The organism is Sulfurimonas sp., from assembly GCF_026991475.1.
Classification (GTDB): domain Bacteria; phylum Campylobacterota; class Campylobacteria; order Campylobacterales; family Sulfurimonadaceae; genus Sulfurimonas.
Genome location: NZ_JALXBK010000106.1, coordinates 23368 through 39839 on the forward strand (window position 1 = coordinate 23368; position 16472 = coordinate 39839).

At 35.1% G+C, this 16472-nt stretch carries 19 protein-coding genes; 14 read left to right on the forward strand and 5 right to left on the reverse strand.

What is annotated here, in order from left to right; translation table 11 throughout:
* Window positions 1-14: 14 nt before the first annotated feature.
* Window positions 15-824, reverse strand: a complete 810-nt coding sequence (locus tag MV589_RS08990) for an energy transducer TonB family protein (RefSeq protein WP_297434059.1) — start codon at window positions 822-824, stop codon at window positions 15-17.
* A gap of 163 nt (window positions 825-987) precedes the next feature.
* Between MV589_RS08990 and hemL the strand changes: the two genes are divergently transcribed.
* The 3 genes from hemL to MV589_RS09005 are packed head-to-tail and all read left to right on the forward strand — an operon-like array spanning window position 988 to window position 3095.
* Window positions 988-2280, forward strand: coding sequence for a glutamate-1-semialdehyde 2,1-aminomutase (gene hemL / locus MV589_RS08995; RefSeq protein ID WP_297434061.1), 1293 nt, complete (start codon window positions 988-990; stop codon window positions 2278-2280).
* Window positions 2273-2605, forward strand: coding sequence for an AtpZ/AtpI family protein (locus tag MV589_RS09000; protein WP_297434063.1), 333 nt, complete (start codon window positions 2273-2275; stop codon window positions 2603-2605). Before hemL ends, MV589_RS09000 begins: the two co-directional genes overlap by 8 nt.
* Window positions 2589-3095, forward strand: a complete 507-nt coding sequence (locus MV589_RS09005; RefSeq protein WP_297434065.1) for a hypothetical protein — start codon at window positions 2589-2591, stop codon at window positions 3093-3095. Before MV589_RS09000 ends, MV589_RS09005 begins: the two co-directional genes overlap by 17 nt.
* Before the next feature lie 4 nt (window positions 3096-3099).
* Here MV589_RS09005 and MV589_RS09010 read toward each other — a convergent pair whose 3' ends face one another.
* Complete coding sequence (locus tag MV589_RS09010; RefSeq protein ID WP_297434067.1) at window positions 3100-3786, reverse strand: hypothetical protein; 687 nt, start codon at window positions 3784-3786, stop codon at window positions 3100-3102.
* 3 nt (window positions 3787-3789) lie between these two features.
* Window positions 3790-5637: an RNA polymerase sigma factor RpoD gene (rpoD, locus tag MV589_RS09015; protein WP_297434069.1), complete on the reverse strand. Its 1848-nt coding sequence runs from the start codon at window positions 5635-5637 to the stop codon at window positions 3790-3792.
* Between the two features lie 148 nt (window positions 5638-5785).
* On the opposite strand from rpoD, the gene MV589_RS09020 reads away from it, so the two are divergent.
* From MV589_RS09020 to MV589_RS09070, 11 genes are all read left to right on the forward strand, one after another.
* Window positions 5786-6607 (forward strand): flagellar hook-basal body protein, encoded by an 822-nt coding sequence (locus MV589_RS09020; RefSeq protein WP_297434071.1) that lies wholly within the window; start codon window positions 5786-5788, stop codon window positions 6605-6607.
* A 15-nt stretch (window positions 6608-6622) separates the two neighbouring features.
* Window positions 6623-7411, forward strand: coding sequence for a flagellar basal-body rod protein FlgG (gene flgG, locus MV589_RS09025; RefSeq protein ID WP_297434073.1), 789 nt, complete (start codon window positions 6623-6625; stop codon window positions 7409-7411).
* Between the two features lie 98 nt (window positions 7412-7509).
* Window positions 7510-8016 carry a 3-isopropylmalate dehydratase small subunit gene (locus MV589_RS09030; RefSeq protein WP_297434075.1) on the forward strand — a complete coding sequence of 169 codons (507 nt, stop codon included), beginning with the start codon at window positions 7510-7512 and terminating at the stop codon, window positions 8014-8016.
* The gene (leuB, locus tag MV589_RS09035; RefSeq protein WP_297434077.1) at window positions 8017-9084 is read left to right on the forward strand and encodes a 3-isopropylmalate dehydrogenase; all 1068 of its coding nucleotides are present in this window, start codon (window positions 8017-8019) and stop codon (window positions 9082-9084) included. It abuts the gene before it with no gap.
* A 13-nt stretch (window positions 9085-9097) separates the two neighbouring features.
* On the forward strand, window positions 9098-9346 hold the full coding sequence (locus MV589_RS09040) for a tetratricopeptide repeat protein (protein WP_297434079.1): 249 nt from the start codon (window positions 9098-9100) through the stop codon (window positions 9344-9346).
* A complete protein-coding gene (locus MV589_RS09045; protein WP_297434081.1) occupies window positions 9337-9669 on the forward strand; it encodes a CiaD-like domain-containing protein in 333 nt (110 codons plus the stop codon). Before MV589_RS09040 ends, MV589_RS09045 begins: the two co-directional genes overlap by 10 nt.
* Window positions 9669-10505: a formyltetrahydrofolate deformylase gene (gene purU, locus MV589_RS09050; protein WP_297434083.1), complete on the forward strand. Its 837-nt coding sequence runs from the start codon at window positions 9669-9671 to the stop codon at window positions 10503-10505. The genes MV589_RS09045 and purU overlap by 1 nt, the downstream gene beginning before the upstream one ends.
* 1 nt (window position 10506) lies before the next feature.
* Window positions 10507-10977 (forward strand): tRNA (cytidine(34)-2'-O)-methyltransferase, encoded by a 471-nt coding sequence (locus tag MV589_RS09055; RefSeq protein WP_297434086.1) that lies wholly within the window; start codon window positions 10507-10509, stop codon window positions 10975-10977.
* A gap of 3 nt (window positions 10978-10980) precedes the next feature.
* Window positions 10981-11133: a hypothetical protein gene (locus tag MV589_RS09060; RefSeq protein WP_297434087.1), complete on the forward strand. Its 153-nt coding sequence runs from the start codon at window positions 10981-10983 to the stop codon at window positions 11131-11133.
* 222 nt (window positions 11134-11355) lie between these two features.
* Window positions 11356-12015: a LexA family transcriptional regulator gene (locus MV589_RS09065; RefSeq protein ID WP_297434089.1), complete on the forward strand. Its 660-nt coding sequence runs from the start codon at window positions 11356-11358 to the stop codon at window positions 12013-12015.
* A 15-nt stretch (window positions 12016-12030) separates the two neighbouring features.
* The gene (locus MV589_RS09070) at window positions 12031-13329 is read left to right on the forward strand and encodes an SH3 domain-containing protein (protein ID WP_297434091.1); all 1299 of its coding nucleotides are present in this window, start codon (window positions 12031-12033) and stop codon (window positions 13327-13329) included.
* Here the strand turns inward: MV589_RS09070 and MV589_RS09075 are convergent.
* Window positions 13326-15026 (reverse strand): diguanylate cyclase, encoded by a 1701-nt coding sequence (locus MV589_RS09075; RefSeq protein WP_297434093.1) that lies wholly within the window; start codon window positions 15024-15026, stop codon window positions 13326-13328. The genes MV589_RS09070 and MV589_RS09075 overlap by 4 nt on opposite strands.
* Window positions 15027-15209: 183 nt before the next feature.
* A complete protein-coding gene (locus tag MV589_RS09080; RefSeq protein WP_297434095.1) occupies window positions 15210-16409 on the reverse strand; it encodes a tetrahydrodipicolinate N-succinyltransferase N-terminal domain-containing protein in 1200 nt (399 codons plus the stop codon).
* Window positions 16410-16472 lie beyond the last annotated feature (63 nt).

The following is a 16472-nucleotide window of genomic DNA, read 5'->3' on the forward strand; positions in this document are numbered from 1 at the left end:
TATAACAAAAAAATTTAATACCTTGCTAAGTTATAAAAGACGTTGTAACGTATAAGTGTTGTCTCTTTTGGAAGAGGGTACTTACTATAGGCGTACTCTATAGTCTCTTTTGTTGTGTCATCAAGAATATAGTAACCACTTTTTGATATAAATCTGAAGTCGGACATATCTCCATTTGGATGGAGTTTAAACTCTATGATATTACTTGCGTTTACGTTGAGATTTCTTGGTAAGTTTACGCGCGCAACACGGTTGAGTATCTGTTGCGTTATACGACGCATTATCTCTTGGTTGTCAAGTATATATTTTTGTTCACCAGGAGTAAGTTTCCCAAAGGTATCACCATAGAGTTCTTTAATATTCTGAGAGACATTACTGTTGTTTTTAGCCTGTTTTTTTGTCTCTTTTTGATCTTCATCTGATCTGTCTTCATAGAGCCAAGAGAGCTGTTTATCTTGTATGTCTTCTTTTTTCTTTGGTTCTTTTGTTATATTGTTTTCATTATTTGCATAAGGAATATAAGGCTTATTTGACGGTATCGGCTCTATTTTTGGTTTTTGAACAATTTGAGGTCTTGGTTTTACCTTTGGTTTGTTAAGTTTTGGTTTTTTCTTTGGTTTTGATGGCTTATATTTTATCTGTTTAGGGCGTACGATTTTTTTAAGTTGAGAGCCTTTTGGCATAGGTGGTGCTATTTTTGGAGGTTTGATTTTTTTCTTAATTTCACCAGCTGTTTTTACCTTTTTTGGTTTTTGCAACTCTTTGAGTGAGATTTTAATTCTTTGCTCTTTTGCTTTATGCTTTTTTTCTTTTTTTGGTGACATATTTATAGCTATATAAATCAGTAAAAATATCAATAAATGTATCAATATAGCTACAAAGAGGGCAAAGCGAGATCTATTCAAACATCATCCAATAATATATTTTTTCGAGATTATATCAAATCTTAGATATAATAAGAGAAATATTATTTAATGAAGGTCATAAATGAATACATCAGTATCACAAAAAGCATTTGAAGAAGCACAGAGTTTGATTCCTGGAGGAGTAGATTCTCCTGTTCGCGCATTTAAAAGTGTTGGAGGAACTCCGATTTTTATAACAGAAGGGAAGGGTGCTTACTTAAAAGATGTAGATGGTAACGAGTATGTGGATTATGTTCAGAGTTGGGGACCACTCCTTTTTGGACATCGTGATGAGACTATTGAAGCGGCAGTTATAGAAGCTGTCAAACATGGTTTGAGTTTTGGCGCACCGACTCTTTCAGAAACAGAGCTTGCAAAACTTGTTGTAAACTTTTTTGACTCTATCGATAAGGTTCGTTTTGTAAGTAGTGGAACAGAAGCTGTTATGAGTGCTATTCGTATGGCTCGTGGGTTTACAGGTCGTGATGATATTGTAAAATTTACAGGCTGTTACCATGGTCACTCTGATGCACTACTAGTTGAAGCTGGAAGTGGTGCAGCAACTTTTGGAAACCCGTCAAGCCCTGGTGTGCCAGCTGATTTTACAAAACATACACTTTTAGCAGAGTATAACAACATTGAGAGTGTCAAAAAATGTTTTGCAGATAGTGACAATATTGCCTGTGTTATTATTGAGCCAATAGCGGGAAATATGGGACTTGTTCCAGCTGATAAAGAGTTTTTACATGAACTTCGTGCAGTTTGTGATGCACATGGTACGCTTCTTATTTTTGATGAAGTTATGAGTGGTTTTCGTGCAACTGTTAATGGAGCAGAGTCTCTTGTCGGTGTGGTGCCAGACATCGTAACTCTTGGAAAAGTTATTGGTGGTGGTATGCCAGTTGGTGCTTTTGGTGCTCGTGCAGAGATTATGAATGTACTCTCTCCTGATGGTCCGGTATATCAAGCAGGTACACTCAGTGGAAATCCCGTTGCTATGGCAGCAGGATATGCGGCTCTTACAAAACTTAAACAGAATGCAAGGGTCATAGCTGTTTTAAATGAGCGGGCAAACAGACTTGTAAATGGTATGAAAGATGCCGCTGCGAAGTATGGCATTGCTATGCAAGTAGATACAAGAGGCTCTATGTTTGGCTTTTTCTTTAATGAAAATGAGGTTAAAAACTTTAAAGATGCAACAACATCTGATGCAGTACTTTTTGCAAAGTTTCATGCAGGAATGTTAGATGAGGGCTACTACTTTGCTTGTTCACAGTATGAGACAGGATTTATTTCAACTGCTGTAACAGATGTTATGATTGAAGATACTATTGCTGCGAGTGAGCGTATTTTTAAAGCGATTACAAATGGCTAATGTAGAAAAAAATTCTCAAGATGAACGTAAGCCTCGTATTAAGCCCATTATAGAAGCTGCCGATTCGCTTTCTCTTGGTCTTTCCATGGTTGTTGCTGTTTTGATGGGTGTTGGCATTGGGTGGCTTTTAAAAAGTCTGACTGGTCTGACTTGGACACTCTGGATTGGCGTTGCGATTGGTGTTGCAGCGGCTATACTTAATGTTTATAAAGCATATGTAAAAGAGCGTAAATCTTATGAAGAGTTGGCAAAAGAGCCTCGTTATGCGATAAAAAAAGAGTTAGAAGAAGATGATGATGAGGATTACGGTGAAAAAAACTATTAGTATTTTAGTGGTTTTAGAAATTATTATTTTAGCTACTTATTTTATTTCATATGCTGCGTTTATAAATACACAAGTCGCTTTTTTGAGTGCATTTTTTATTATTCTTGGTTCTTCTTATGCTTACAAGCGTATGGTTAATTCTCAGATTAAAAGTGGTAATTTTGAAGATAAAAGAGATCTGCTAGATACCATAGAAGATCCCCATGAACTCTATGATGATACTCCCATAAATGATGCACCTTATGAAGAACTTGATCTTAAAAGCATTGTAAAAGAGGAAAAAGCAAAAATAAAAACTTTTACAGTTGATAGTGCAAAGTATGGAGCAAGGGGAAGTATCTCTGCGTTTAGACTTGTTCCATATATCTTTTTGGTGCTTGGATTTATAGCACTTAAAAACAATGAACTTTTAAGTCTGTGGTATTATCTTCCTGCCTTGACAGTTGGAATTATTATAGGAAGTATAGTTTCTAAAGAGGTTGTTGCTTAAATTTCTAAGATGTAATCATAGGGATATTTATAGTTAGACTTTTTGTCGTATCTATATAGAGCCCTTGTTCTTCTGCAAAAAGTTTTATCTCTGCAAATTTCTCTTTTTGCATATTTTGTGAAGATATTTCAATGGAAAAAATACTATACTTTTTACCATCAAACTTGATGTGTTCTCCCACTCTATAAAAAATCCTAGTTTTTATCTGCTTATTTTTTGCCCTGCATGAGGTGTAAATTTTATTAAGTAGTTTAATAAGCTTATTTGAGTCTATAATTACATCAGGGATGGTAGGATCGTACTCTTTTTCAAAGAGTATATTTGAATTTATGGAGTTTGATGCTATGCATAAATCTACAATAGTGTAAATATTTACAAGTTCTCCCTCTGGTTTTTTGGTGTTGAGTTTATAAGATGGGGATTGATAGAGCTTCAGTCCAATCTCTTCTTCATCATCATAACCAACAGTGAGTCCAAAAAAGCTGTACCTTCCATAGTTAAGTTGTAAAAAAGTGGTTTTAAAACCGAAGTTGATACTTGCATAAGTTTTAGCAAGCTCAAAAAGTTCGTGTGCAGTTGTGAAGCCGAGTAAAAATTGAGCTTCTGCGTTTAGAGAGGTGATTTTACCTTTATCGTTAAAAACGATAAAAGGGTTGTAATCATACTCTAACCACTTCTGCTCAAAAGTCATAGTTTACTCTTCTATATAGTTTTTAAGTTTACGTCCAACTTTAGGATGTTTAAGTTTTTTAATAGCTGAAGATTCTATTTGGCGAACTCTTTCGCGTGTTACGCTTAGCTCTTTTCCAATCTCTTCAAGTGTTCTGTCACTCTCATCGTCCATAATTCCAAAACGGAGTTTTATAACGGCTTTTTCTCTTTCATTAAGCTGCTCTAAAACCTGTTCAATTTGAATACGAAGGTCATCTTTTAGGATGGCATCAGATGGGCTAAGTGATGTTTTGTCTTCGATAAAGTCTCCAAAACGTCCATCATCTTCACTTCCAATAGGTGCTTCAAGTGAAATAGGCTCTTTTGTGATTTTAATGACATTTTTTACTTTTTCAACAGAGAGCCCAACCTCTTGTGCGATTGTATCGACATCAGGCTCTTTTCCATGTTCTTGAAGGTGTTTACGCATAATCTTGTTGATACGGTTAATAGTTTCAATCATATGGATAGGAATACGAATCGTACGTGCCTGGTCAGCAATAGCACGGCTAATAGCTTGGCGAATCCACCATGTTGCGTATGTTGAAAATTTATACCCTTTTTGGTATTCAAATTTATCAACTGCTTTCATAAGACCGATATTGCCTTCTTGAATCAAATCAAGGAAAGGAAGACCACGGTTTGTGTAACGCTTAGCAATAGAGACAACCAAACGCAGATTTGATTTTGCCATTTTTGTTTTTGAAATTTCAGAAATATTTTTACCGCGTTTAATTTGCTCTAAAATATCTGCAAGTTTTTCAGGTTCCATATCAAAGCTATTTTTTGATGCTTCTTTTGTCTGTACAAGTTTTTTTATTTCCATATATGTAGAAACCATAGTGGCTTCTGGTACCATATTTGCAATATCTTCTTTGTTAAGTTCTTGGATTTTATCTACTAAAACTCTATGGTTTGCTTTGAGTGTTGCATTGAAAAGCGGTAGTTTATACTCAAGTCTTTTTAACTCTTTGTCATACCCTTCATCACTCTTAAGTGCAGTTTCCATTGCTTTTACAAGTTCATTTATAAGCTTTGAAGTCGGTCCAAGATCAAGAAGTTTCTCTTTTAAAACAGCTTTTTTGTAAGTTACTGCGAGGTAATACTGGATTACCTCTTCTGTAAGTTCACCATCAAGATTTTCAGGTGTTTTCTCAGCTGCTTTTACCCAATCCTTTTTCGCTTTTTCCAAAGCTTTAAAGCTTGTAGAGACTTTTTCTACTCTTGTTTTATCCTTTGCTGATGGAGTTTTTGTTGCAGCAACATCACTGTCTGCTTCATTGTCGTCACCATCATCCTTTTCATCCTCAAAACTTCTAAAAAGCTCTTTTACGCGTCTCTCACGGTTAATAAGAGGTTCTTTATAATCAAGAATGAAATCTATAAGATAAGGAACTGAACAGATAGCATCGATGATAATGCTTTCACCACCTTCTATTTTTTTAGATATTTCAATCTCTTCTTCTTTTGTTAAAAGGGGGATTTGTCCCATTTCACGAAGATACATACGAACAGGAGAGTCTGAACGTGACCATTCTAAAAGTTCATGTTCTTTTAAAATGTCAAATTTATCCGTTTCATTATCTTCAAGCATCTTTCTCTGTGCACTACGGCGTGCCTCTGCCTCTTGATCATTGAGACGCTTTGCATGTTCACTAGATGTGTAAACACACTTTTTATTTTTTTGTATAAGTTTGAAAACATTTTTTGATTGTGTTGCTGTTGGTTGCTTCTCAAATATTTGGACTATTGATTCATAAGTCATGCAGTCTTTTGATTTGTGCTCTTCAAAAAAAGTCTCTAAAGCTTTGTTGAGTTCTTTTGCTGTCATTCGGAGTATGCCCCATTTTCTGTTTTAAGGTTTTTAAAAGGTGGATTATACCCAGATTTTCTTAAACCCTACTTTTTTTCTAGCATAGTTTTTTTGGAACACTCTTTGCTATTACCTTCTCAATAACTCTAAAATTAGGGACAAACAGATGCAGACAGGGTACTACAGCGCAGCGGCTGGAATGGTCACACAGTTTAACAGACTAAATGTTGTTGCAAATAATTTGGCAAATGTAAATACATCAGGATTTAAGCAAGATAATGTCGTAGTAGGTGATTTTATGCGGCTTTATAAAGAAAAGAGAGATGAGCTGCCTCATGCAAATAATACAAGAGAGGGTGCTGCGTTTATAAATAGAACGATGGCTAGAGTACCTCAAATTGTTGATAAATATACAGATTTTTCAGTAGGAAGTTTACAAAAAACTACAAACTCTTTGGATGTGGCACTCTCACGTGAGGGACTTTTTTTCGCTGTAAAAACTCCTGAGGGCATTAGGCTTACCCGTGATGGTTCATTCTCAATGAATGACGAGGGAAAGCTGGTAAACAGAGAAGGTTATGAGGTTTTACCGAGTGACTATTTTAGTTCAAAGCAAGGTATCAGTTTTTCAAATGTAGATAGTGCTATTGCCATTGATAAAAATGGACAAATCAGTACAAATATTCCAGGAAGTGTGAAATTAACATTAAATAAAAAAATAATGGTGCTGCAGCCTGAAAATATTAAAATGTTAAAAAAAGAGGGAGACAATCTCTATAGTTTTGGTGCTATATCTAATGTAAAACCTATAAATCAAAGTGGTGCTGTAGAGCAGGGCTTTATTGAAAAAAGCAATGTAAACGCAGTAAAGATGATGACAGAGCTTATTGAGACAAATAGACTCGTGGGGATGTATCAAAAAGCGATGGATACACAAATGAATGAAATGAATAAAGATGCAATTGAAAAAATTGCAAGTAAAGTCTAAAAAAGGATATATGAGATGATGCAATCACTTTATACTGCTTCGACAGGAATGCTCGGAATGCAGACACAAATTGATACTACAGCAAATAATATTGCCAATGTCAATACTATAGGATTTAAAAAGTCACGTGCTGAATTTGCAGACTTGATGTACCACGTTATGGATTATGCTGGTACCTCTACAAGTGACACAACAAAAAGTCCAACAGGCATTGAAGTTGGGCTGGGTGTTCGTCCTACTGCGGTTACAAAAATGTTTACAGAGGGCTCACTTAAACAGACTGGCAATCAACTTGATATGGCTATTACAGGTCGTGGTTTTTTTAAAATGGAACTTCCTGATGGTACAGAAGTTTACTCTAAAAATGGTGCATTTAAAATAGATCAAGATGGTGTTATGGTAAACAGTGATGGTTATGCTCTTGTACCCCAGATTGTTATTCCACCTGATGCAACGAATGTCAGTATTGGTAGTGATGGTACTGTTACTGTTGTGCAACCTGGTCAACCTCAGGCTACACAAATAGGGCAGATTCAGACAACAAACTTTATAAATCCTGCAGGACTACACTCTATGGGAGACAATCTCTATCTTGAAACGGATAGTTCAGGACAACCAGTTGAGGGAACTCCAGGTGTTGATGGGCTTGGTACACTTAGACAGGGTTTTGTAGAGTTAAGTAATGTTGAACTTGTAGTGGAACTTACAGATCTCATTACAGGACAGCGTGCTTATGATGCTAACTCAAAAATCATTACAACAAGTGATGAAATGCTTCAAACTACGAATAATTTAAAACGATAGTAAACTCCTACAGAGCGATACTTTCGCTCTTTAATCAACTTCAAATAACATTTTAGATATAATCGCAAAATTATTTTAGTAAAACAATAGGATTTTATATGCAAAAAGCAAACATAAATGGAAAAGTTTGGACATTTGGTAAAGATATTGACACAGATTTAATTATTGCTGCGAGATACCTCAATACTTCAGTTCCAGAGGAACTTGCAAAGCATGTTATGGAAGATGCTGATCCAGAATTTGTAAACAAGATGAGTCCAGGTGACATCATTGTTGCTGATGAAAATTTTGGATGTGGAAGTTCTCGTGAACATGCTCCAATAGCACTTAAAGCTGCTGGTGTTGCTGCAATTATTGCACCAACATTTGCAAGAATTTTTTATAGAAATGCTTTTAATATGGGGCTGCCTATCTTTGAACTTAAAGAGGCAAATGAGATAAAAGAGGGTGATAAAGTAAGCATCGATATGAATGCGGGTACGATCACAAATGAAACAACAGGCAAGACATACGACTTTACTCCTATTCCTGCATTTATGCAGGAACTTATAGATGCAGGTGGGTTGATGAATTTTGCAAAAAATGAAGTAGAAGGTAAAAAATAGATGAAAACATACAAAATAGCACTTATTAAAGGTGACGGAATAGGTCCTGAAATTATAGATGAAGCAGTCAAAGTACTTGATGCGGTAGCTTCATACAGTGGATTTAGTTTCAAATATGATGAGCTTCTAATGGGTGGCTGTGCGTATGATATTACAGGTGATCCGCTTCCTCAAGAGACAATATCAGGCTCTTTAAGTGCTGATGCTGTACTTTTTGGTTCAATTGGTGGAGAAAAATGGGATAATCTTCCTCGTGAGAAACGTCCTGAAAGTGGACTTTTACGCTTTAGAAAAGAGCTTGGTGTTTATGCTAATCTTCGTCCTGCTGTTGTCTATGATGAACTTGCAAATGCATCTTCACTCAAGCCTGAGATCGTTCGTGGTGTTGACTTGATGGTCGTTCGTGAACTTATTGGCGGTATTTACTTTGGTGAACCTAAAGGGCGCGATGAGAACAAGGGCTGGAACACTATGGTTTATTCTCGTGATGAAATAGTACGCATCGCACACCAAGCATTTAAAATTGCTATGACAAGAGGAAAAAAAGTTTGCTCTATTGATAAAGCAAATGTACTTGATGTTTCTCAACTTTGGCGTGAAACTGTTGAAGAAGTTGCAACGGAGTACCCAGAAGTTGAACTCTCACATATGTATGTTGACAATGCCGCTATGCAGCTTATTCGTGATCCAAAACAGTTTGATGTTATGCTTACGGGGAATATTTTTGGAGATATTTTAAGTGATGAAGCTTCTATGCTTTCAGGTTCTATTGGACTTTTACCATCTGCTTCAGTTGGTGCAAAAATAGGTGTTTATGAACCTATTCACGGTTCAGCTCCAGATATTGCAGGTCAAGGAATTGCTAACCCTATTGCTACAATTTCAAGTGCTTCTATGATGCTTCGTTATGCACTTGGTGAAGATATTGCAGCTGATAAAATAGATGCAGCTATTAAGCGTGCTTTAGCTGAGGGTTATAGAACGCAGGATCTTGCACAATTTGATGCAAAAGAGATCTGTTCGACGAGTGAGATGGGTTCAATCATCGCAAACTATATAGAGAAGTAGAGCGTACAAACTTATGCAGACACTGACACTGGCAAATATTTATGAACTTCAGGGTTTAAAAGAGGAAGCTTTAGAGATTTATAAAGATATTCTCAAAAAAGATCCTAATAATTCTGAAGCTAAAATTGCCATCAGACGGCTCTCAGGCATGAGAAAAAAGTTTTTAAATGTAAATACGCAGATGAAAGAGTATTTTTTAAAGATGGATACAGAAGTAGAGTTTAAAGAATTTGAAAGGTGGTTATTAAAAGCATGGAACTAAAAGATGTAATACTCTCAACACTAGCTGAGATGGAAGAAGAGACACCCCTTGAAAATGTTGACTCTGTTGTTCCTAAAGCTGTTGAAAATGTAACAAAATCCCCTACAGTAGAGCTAGATAATGAAGTGTCAAGCAACTCTGTTGATAGTGAACTTATTTATTTAGATTCTATAAGAGAGAGGCTTCTTGTTCTTTTTGAGGGCTTTCAAGCACCAAATAATTCTAATATAGAAGCAAAAATAGATATGACTTTGAACTTTTTAGAATACACTTTAGCGACTATAGATGAGAGAGTTGAAAATTTGGAGAGAGGAAATATTTAATGGCACAATACAGAGTACTAATAGATGCAAATGATGAAAAAGGACTTGTGCATAAAATTTCTAGTATTTTTTACAATCATGATTTGAATATACTTTCAAATAGCGAGTTTGTAGATAAAGAGAGTAATAAATTTTTTATGCGTAGTGTTGTCGATGGTGATGTTCGCAAAGAGGAATTGAGTAGTGAAATTATTGCGGCATTACCTCAAGACTCAGGTGTAAAAGTTATAGAACCAAAAAAGAAAAATATCATCATTATGGCAACAAAAGAGATGCATGCCCTTGGTGATATTCTTATTCGTCATGAAGCAGGGGAGCTTGAAGCAAATATTTTAGCTGTTATTTCAAACTATGATGATCTCGAATCTTTAGTCTCTAAATTTGGTGTGAACTATATTACTCTTTCTCATGAGGGGCTTGAGCGTTCTGAGCATGAGAGTAAAATTATAGAGACTATTAACTCATTTGAAGATGTTGACTACATTGTTCTTGCTAAATATATGCGTATCTTAACACCGCGTTTTGTTGCTGCGTTTGAAGATAAAATTATGAATATTCACCACTCTTTTTTACCTGCGTTTATTGGAGCAAATCCTTATAAACAGGCTTATGATAGAGGTGTGAAAATCATCGGTGCAACGGCACATTTTGTAAATAACAATCTTGATGAAGGTCCAATTATTGCTCAAGAAGTTATTCATGTAAATCATGCTTATGGTTGGAGAGATATGCAACGCTCTGGTAAAGATGTTGAAAAAGTTGTACTCTCTCGTGCATTGAAACTTGCACTTGAAGATAGAATTTTTGTTTATGCAAATCGAACGGTAATATTTTAAAATGTCATTTAATTTAGTATTAGTAAATCCACAAATTCCTAACAATACAGGGGCAATAGGTCGTTTATGTGTAAATGCAGGAGCGACTCTGCATCTTATTAAACCTATTGGTTTTGATATTGATGAAAAAGCTGTGCGCCGTGCTGGACTTGACTACTGGGAAAAACTGGATCTGCGTGTTTGGGAAAATATTGATGATTTTTTTGAACATAACAAAATAACAGACAATGCCCACTTTGCAACCACTAAAACAGATAGACCATATTTTGAGGCTGCATTTAAAGAGGGTGACTACATCTTTTTTGGCAGTGAAACAAAGGGTATTCCAGAAGATATTTTAAATAGATACAAAAGTCAAAACATCACTATTCCAATGACAAAAGAGGGACGAAGTCTTAATCTTGCCATAAGTACTGGCATAGTTCTTTATGATGCTATACGACAAAACTACTCCACATTTGATAAGGCATAAGTTATGAACTCTTTTATTGATACTGTCATGCTTATTCTTTTTGTGCTTTTTATGGTTTTTATTTTTGGTGGTTACCATAAAACAAAATCAGGACAAAGAGAAAAAGAGAGAGAAGCAAGAGAAGCAAAAGAAAAAAATATGGACAAAGAGTCTTAAAAGATTTTCTCTGCCCATATTTCTAATCTACTCTCAAACTTCTCAAAAAAACTCTCCGCATTTTTAATAATAATTGACATTTTTTTACCCCTTTTTTAAATCTGAATAATTATTGCAATATTTTGAAATAAAATATAAAAATATTGCAAAATGTCAAATTTTCTTTGACATTTGTCTAAAAAATAAGTATAATTTGACATATTTATAGAAAAAGGGCTTAAAATGAATAGTTTTACTGATATAGTAGAAGAGATAAAAAGTATTATTTCTGCTGAAATTGCTCCAAAAAAAGTGTTTGACAAAGATGTGGCTGCTGTGCTTGGAATTTCACAGATGAATTTTGCGACAATGAAAAAAAGAGACAAAATACCATTTAATGAATTGCTTGATTTCTGCGCTAAACGCAGCCTCTCTATTAACTGGCTATTGTATGGTCAATCTCCTGAGAGTCTTGTAGATGCGACAAATAAATTTTATATAGTTAAATATTTTAATGATATAAATGCAAGTGCAGGTGGTGGTAGTGATGTTGAATTTGAAGAGGTAGAGGAGCTTGAAATTCCTGAACAGTTTGTATTTATGTTAGGTGGAGAAAAAGAGCTTAAAAATATAGAAGCGATTAATGTGTCAGGTGATTCGATGGAACCTACTTTTAGTTATAATGATATTGTTTTTATAAATAGAAGTAAAACGGATGTCAATCGTGGTGGTATTTTTACAATTAGAACCGAAGGTGGACTTTTTATTAAGCGAGTGCATAAACGCATAGATGGAAAGTTGGATGTCATTTCAGATAATTCAGTATATGACAAACAGATATTAGCGCCAAATGAACTTGAAATTGTAGGTAGAGTAGTGAGTAGATTTGGAGATGTTGATTAGAGAAAGGAGGATTTGTTGCACTATTTATTTATTGTTTTTGTAGCAATTTTTATATCTGGATGTAGTTTTACAAATGGTGTTAGTGTTGAAAAAGTGAGAGATTTACAAGAGGTCTCACAAGATGTACAGAGCTATACGCAAGGTATTGATGATGGGTATATTTCAACTTTAGAGGAGTATAAAGAGCATTATTTCAAACCTTGGAAAGAGAATAAAATAGAAGCTCCGCTTGAAAAGGCTATGTGGGCATATAATGTCTTTACTCCACAAAAAAGTTATGGGGAAAATCTACAGCATATTGATCAAAGTTTTTTTGATAAAATGTTAGAAAATTCTAATTTTAGTGAGTATGCAACGCTAAATAAACCTGCTTTAACACTTAAAAATTTAAACCTTAGAGCCTTCCCAACACAAAGGCCGCTTTTTAGAGATCCAAAGCAGGCAGGAGAAGGCTTTCCTTTTGATTATTTGCAAAATTCTACTATTGGAGCAAATAAGCCTATTTTAGTTTCACACTACTCAAAAGATAGAGCATGGGTATTTGTAGAGTCAAGTTTTGCAGATGGTTGGGTGCATAGCAGTGATATTGTCTATATGTCGAAAAAATATGTTGAAATTTATCAAAAAGTAAAGCAGGCGTTTTTATTAAAAGACAATATTGCACTGCATGATGAAAAAAATAATTTTTTATTTTACTCTCACATAGGAATGATGCTGCCTTTAATTGATGCAAACGCAACGACAACTACTCTTTTAACTGTTTCAAAGTGTACTACGAATAAACCATTTTTTTATAAATCACTACTTTTATCTAATGTAGCACATTCGGGTATTCTTATATTTAATACAGAGAATATAAACGCAGTGATGCAGGGACTAGAAAAAATGCACTATGGATGGGGCGGTATGTATGGACAGCGTGACTGTTCTTCTACCATACGCGATTTTTTTGCTCCTTTTGGAGTTTGGTTACCAAGAAACTCATCAAAACAGGCGAAAATAGGAAAAGTTATCTCTTTAGAGGGGATGAGTGATAAAGAAAAAATAGCAACTATTAAAAAAGAGGGTGTTGCGTTTAAAACGCTATTATATAAACAGGGGCATATTCTTTTGTATGTAGGTATTCATAATGATAAAGTGATAGTTTTTCAAAATATGTGGGGAATTAAAACACTTAAATATGGTAAAGCAGGGCGCTTTATTGTAGGAAGAGCGGTTTTTAGTACACTTGAGATAGGAAAAGATCTTTACTACTACGATAAAAAAGCATCACTGCTTTCACATCTAAAAAGTATGAATATTCTTATACCTTAACAAGTTTGAGAACAAGTTAGTATATATTGATTTCTTCCATTGCTTTTTGCTTTATAGAGTAATTCATCGGCAACTTTGTAAAGCTCTTCATGACTAAGTCTATTATCTTTAAGGATGCAAACGACTCCTGCAGAAATAGTAATGTACTTAGATGCCTTGTTATTTGCATGAGGAATACGGAGGTTTTCAACACTCTCAATAAGTCGTTGCAGATGTTGTTGGAGCTGTTCCTTGTGTTCAAATTGTAAAATAAGTGAAAACTCCTCTCCTCCCATTCTAAAGGCAGTGTCACTTCCTCTGTTGGCAAACTCTTTTAGTACCGTTGCAATTTTACTGAGTGCTACGTCACCCGCAGGGTGACCATAGGTGTCATTGTAGAGTTTAAAGTTATCTACATCTAGCATTACAAAAGCTATAGTAATATTTTCTCTTTTTGCTCTTGAGAGTTCTTTTGGAAAGATGGAGATAAAGTAGCGTCTGTTGTAGAGTTTGGTTAAAGAGTCTGTAATGGAAAGCTCTTCAATGATTTTTTTATTTGTGATGTCCTGTTCTATGACCATATAGCCATTTTTTACATTGTTATCATCATAAAGAGGTAAAATTTTAAGTTGCAACCAAAGCAGTGAAGTGTCTTTTTTTCTGCTTTTTACTTCTGCTATAAACACTTTATCTTCAGATACAGTCTTCCACAAATCTTCATAAAAGCTCTCCTGTATCTTCTTGTCCATTAATATAGACTGGTTTTTACCTATAAGTTCTTTTTTATCATAGCCTATAAGTTCAGAAAATGCACTTGAAAGTGTAGTTATATTACCATCTAAATCCATTGAGTAGTAGGAGATGTACTGATCTATAAGGGCGAGAGAACGTTCCGTTTCTCTTTGTTTTGCACGTATTTTTTCTATGTTGAGTACTGTTCCGTAAGCTTTATCGAGTTTTCTTGCTTTATTGTAAGTGATATAAGCGGTACAAGAAACTTCGATGACTTTGCCATTAGCTTTTTCGAGTCTATATTCGAATGTCGTCACATAGTCCATTGATTGATGGAGTGCTTCATTTAAAACATTAATCACTGTTTGTCTATCTTGGGCTGCAACAAAAGTATTTACATAGTGCATAAAAGGCATCGTATAGCTCTTCTCTTTTTCTATAGATGTTCCTAAAAAGTGATAAGAGAGATCGTTAAACGCAAATGAAGTTGTTTCAGCATCAAACTCCCAAAAAAGCATCTCTGACATCTTTGCTGAGAGCTCAAGAAGTTTTTGGTACTTTAAGGCACTCTGTTTTGCACGTATATATTGGAGTTCATTCACCTCTTGTTCGAGAAATTTACTTCTGGTGAGTTTATCTATTTTATGCAGCAATTCATGCATATCTATGGGCTTTGTAAGGTATGCATCGACCTTTAGTTCAATGGCTCTGAGGAGCTTGTCAGTTTCATTAAACGCAGAGGTAATGATGATAGGAACAGATTCATCATCTTCCTTTATAGCTGCTATCATATCTAAACCACTAAGTTTTGGCATTTGAATGTCGGTTATAATGATGTCTGGCTTTTGGGCTTTATACTTTTGCAAACCCTCTTGTCCATCATATGTCATATCTACATGATGCAGTTTTTTTTCTAGTAAAAAGAGAACCTCTTCAGCTATTTCAACATCATCTTCAACATATAAAACATTTAACTCACTTAACATCTTGGAGCCTTTATTTCTGGTTTTGCTTTTCCTATGTAGTAACCTTGGAGCAGATCAACTCCACATTTAATTGCTTTTTGCTCTATCGCCTCATAAAGAATACTACAAGAAAAATATGGTGAAGTCAATGATTTATATCAAGTAAAAGGAGAATTGCACCCTAATTTAGGTGCAATAGTAAGTTTAGTGAAGGTCTGCGTTTAGTTTTATCTCTCTTGTTGAGCGAGAAGCTGTGATCTCGCCTGTGAGTGAGTTTTGTCTGTAGTGAATACCATAAAGACCTGCAAGTTGTTTAGCTTTAAAGATTTCACCTTCCATTTTCATATTTGTATTTACATCCATGATTTTTTTCAACTGCTCTGGCTGAATTGCAATTTTTGTTCCTTCAAGTATTGCAATGCCTGCATCGATGATACAACCGTCACCTAAAGGAATACCACAAACAGAGTTTGCACCTAAAAGGCAGTTTTTACCAACTGAGATAGGGTTACCATCAGTTCCACTAAGTACACCTAAAATAGAAGCACCACCACCAACATCTGAACCATCACCAACAATAGCAGAAGAACTAATGCGCCCCTCAACCATAACTGAACCAGTAGTTCCTGCGTTGAAGTTAATGTATGAAGCACCTGGCATAACTGTAGTTCCAGCTGCGAGTTGCGCACCAAAACGGACTTTGCTTGTATCTAAAATACGAGTATTGTCTGCTGGAATGATGTGTTGTAAAAATCTTGGAAATTTATCTATAAAGTCAATGTGTGGGTACTCATTTGCAAGTTTAAGTTCAATTTCAAATTCACGAAGATAATCAAGCTCAATAGGCTGACCATTTGACCATGCAACATTTGGAAGTGCGCCAAATGCACCGTTTAGGTTGATTTCACGAAGACCTACTTTTGCAAGTGAAATTGCATAAAGTTTTAAGTAAGTTGCTTCTACTGATTGACAAGCGGCATCTTCAAAAATGAAACATACTTTAAATTCACCCTCTAAAGAGCCGTTGTTAATGATTTGAGAGTAGAGTGCTGAAATGACTTGAATGTTTTTGTGTGCATCGCCATGTGCCTCATCTGAGTACGGTGTAAATGCGTTCAAACAATCTTTTAAAAATTGTAAATTGATGTTACATACTACTTCATCTTGTGTAAAATCTACTGCTATACCTTGTTCTGCTAAGGCACGAATAAAAATAGCCGCACTTCCAAAGTTTTCATCCCAGTTTATTACAGGATAAGTAGCTTGAAGTGATTTGTCCACATTTAACTGACCTAAATCAACTCTGGCAATACCAAAAGCCAAAGGGTCTTTGTAGTTTTGTGTTGTTGTTTTAATATCTTCTATAAGTGCTTTAAAAGCGTCTGTTGTTTCTATAGTTTGCATTGAATTCTCGCTTAAGTAATTTTGTCTGCAATTATACTTAAAAACTCCTAATAAGATTTTAAG

What these genes read in the sequence shown, in the direction of transcription:
- MV589_RS09055 (WP_297434086.1), top strand. Translation starts at nt 10,507, where the DNA reads ATGTCATTTAATTTAGTATTAGTAAATCCACAAATTCCTAACAATACA.
- hemL (WP_297434061.1), top strand. Translation starts at nt 988, where the DNA reads ATGAATACATCAGTATCACAAAAAGCATTTGAAGAAGCACAGAGTTTG.
- MV589_RS09080 (WP_297434095.1), bottom strand. Translation starts at nt 16,409, where the DNA reads ATGCAAACTATAGAAACAACAGACGCTTTTAAAGCACTTATAGAAGAT.
- flgG (WP_297434073.1), top strand. Translation starts at nt 6,623, where the DNA reads ATGATGCAATCACTTTATACTGCTTCGACAGGAATGCTCGGAATGCAG.
- MV589_RS09030 (WP_297434075.1), top strand. Translation starts at nt 7,510, where the DNA reads ATGCAAAAAGCAAACATAAATGGAAAAGTTTGGACATTTGGTAAAGAT.
- MV589_RS09075 (WP_297434093.1), bottom strand. Translation starts at nt 15,026, where the DNA reads ATGTTAAGTGAGTTAAATGTTTTATATGTTGAAGATGATGTTGAAATA.
- MV589_RS09065 (WP_297434089.1), top strand. Translation starts at nt 11,356, where the DNA reads ATGAATAGTTTTACTGATATAGTAGAAGAGATAAAAAGTATTATTTCT.
- MV589_RS09000 (WP_297434063.1), top strand. Translation starts at nt 2,273, where the DNA reads ATGGCTAATGTAGAAAAAAATTCTCAAGATGAACGTAAGCCTCGTATT.
- rpoD (WP_297434069.1), bottom strand. Translation starts at nt 5,637, where the DNA reads ATGACAGCAAAAGAACTCAACAAAGCTTTAGAGACTTTTTTTGAAGAG.
- MV589_RS09040 (WP_297434079.1), top strand. Translation starts at nt 9,098, where the DNA reads ATGCAGACACTGACACTGGCAAATATTTATGAACTTCAGGGTTTAAAA.
- MV589_RS09010 (WP_297434067.1), bottom strand. Translation starts at nt 3,786, where the DNA reads ATGACTTTTGAGCAGAAGTGGTTAGAGTATGATTACAACCCTTTTATC.
- MV589_RS08990 (WP_297434059.1), bottom strand. Translation starts at nt 824, where the DNA reads ATGTCACCAAAAAAAGAAAAAAAGCATAAAGCAAAAGAGCAAAGAATT.
- MV589_RS09060 (WP_297434087.1), top strand. Translation starts at nt 10,981, where the DNA reads ATGAACTCTTTTATTGATACTGTCATGCTTATTCTTTTTGTGCTTTTT.
- MV589_RS09045 (WP_297434081.1), top strand. Translation starts at nt 9,337, where the DNA reads ATGGAACTAAAAGATGTAATACTCTCAACACTAGCTGAGATGGAAGAA.
- purU (WP_297434083.1), top strand. Translation starts at nt 9,669, where the DNA reads ATGGCACAATACAGAGTACTAATAGATGCAAATGATGAAAAAGGACTT.
- leuB (WP_297434077.1), top strand. Translation starts at nt 8,017, where the DNA reads ATGAAAACATACAAAATAGCACTTATTAAAGGTGACGGAATAGGTCCT.
- MV589_RS09020 (WP_297434071.1), top strand. Translation starts at nt 5,786, where the DNA reads ATGCAGACAGGGTACTACAGCGCAGCGGCTGGAATGGTCACACAGTTT.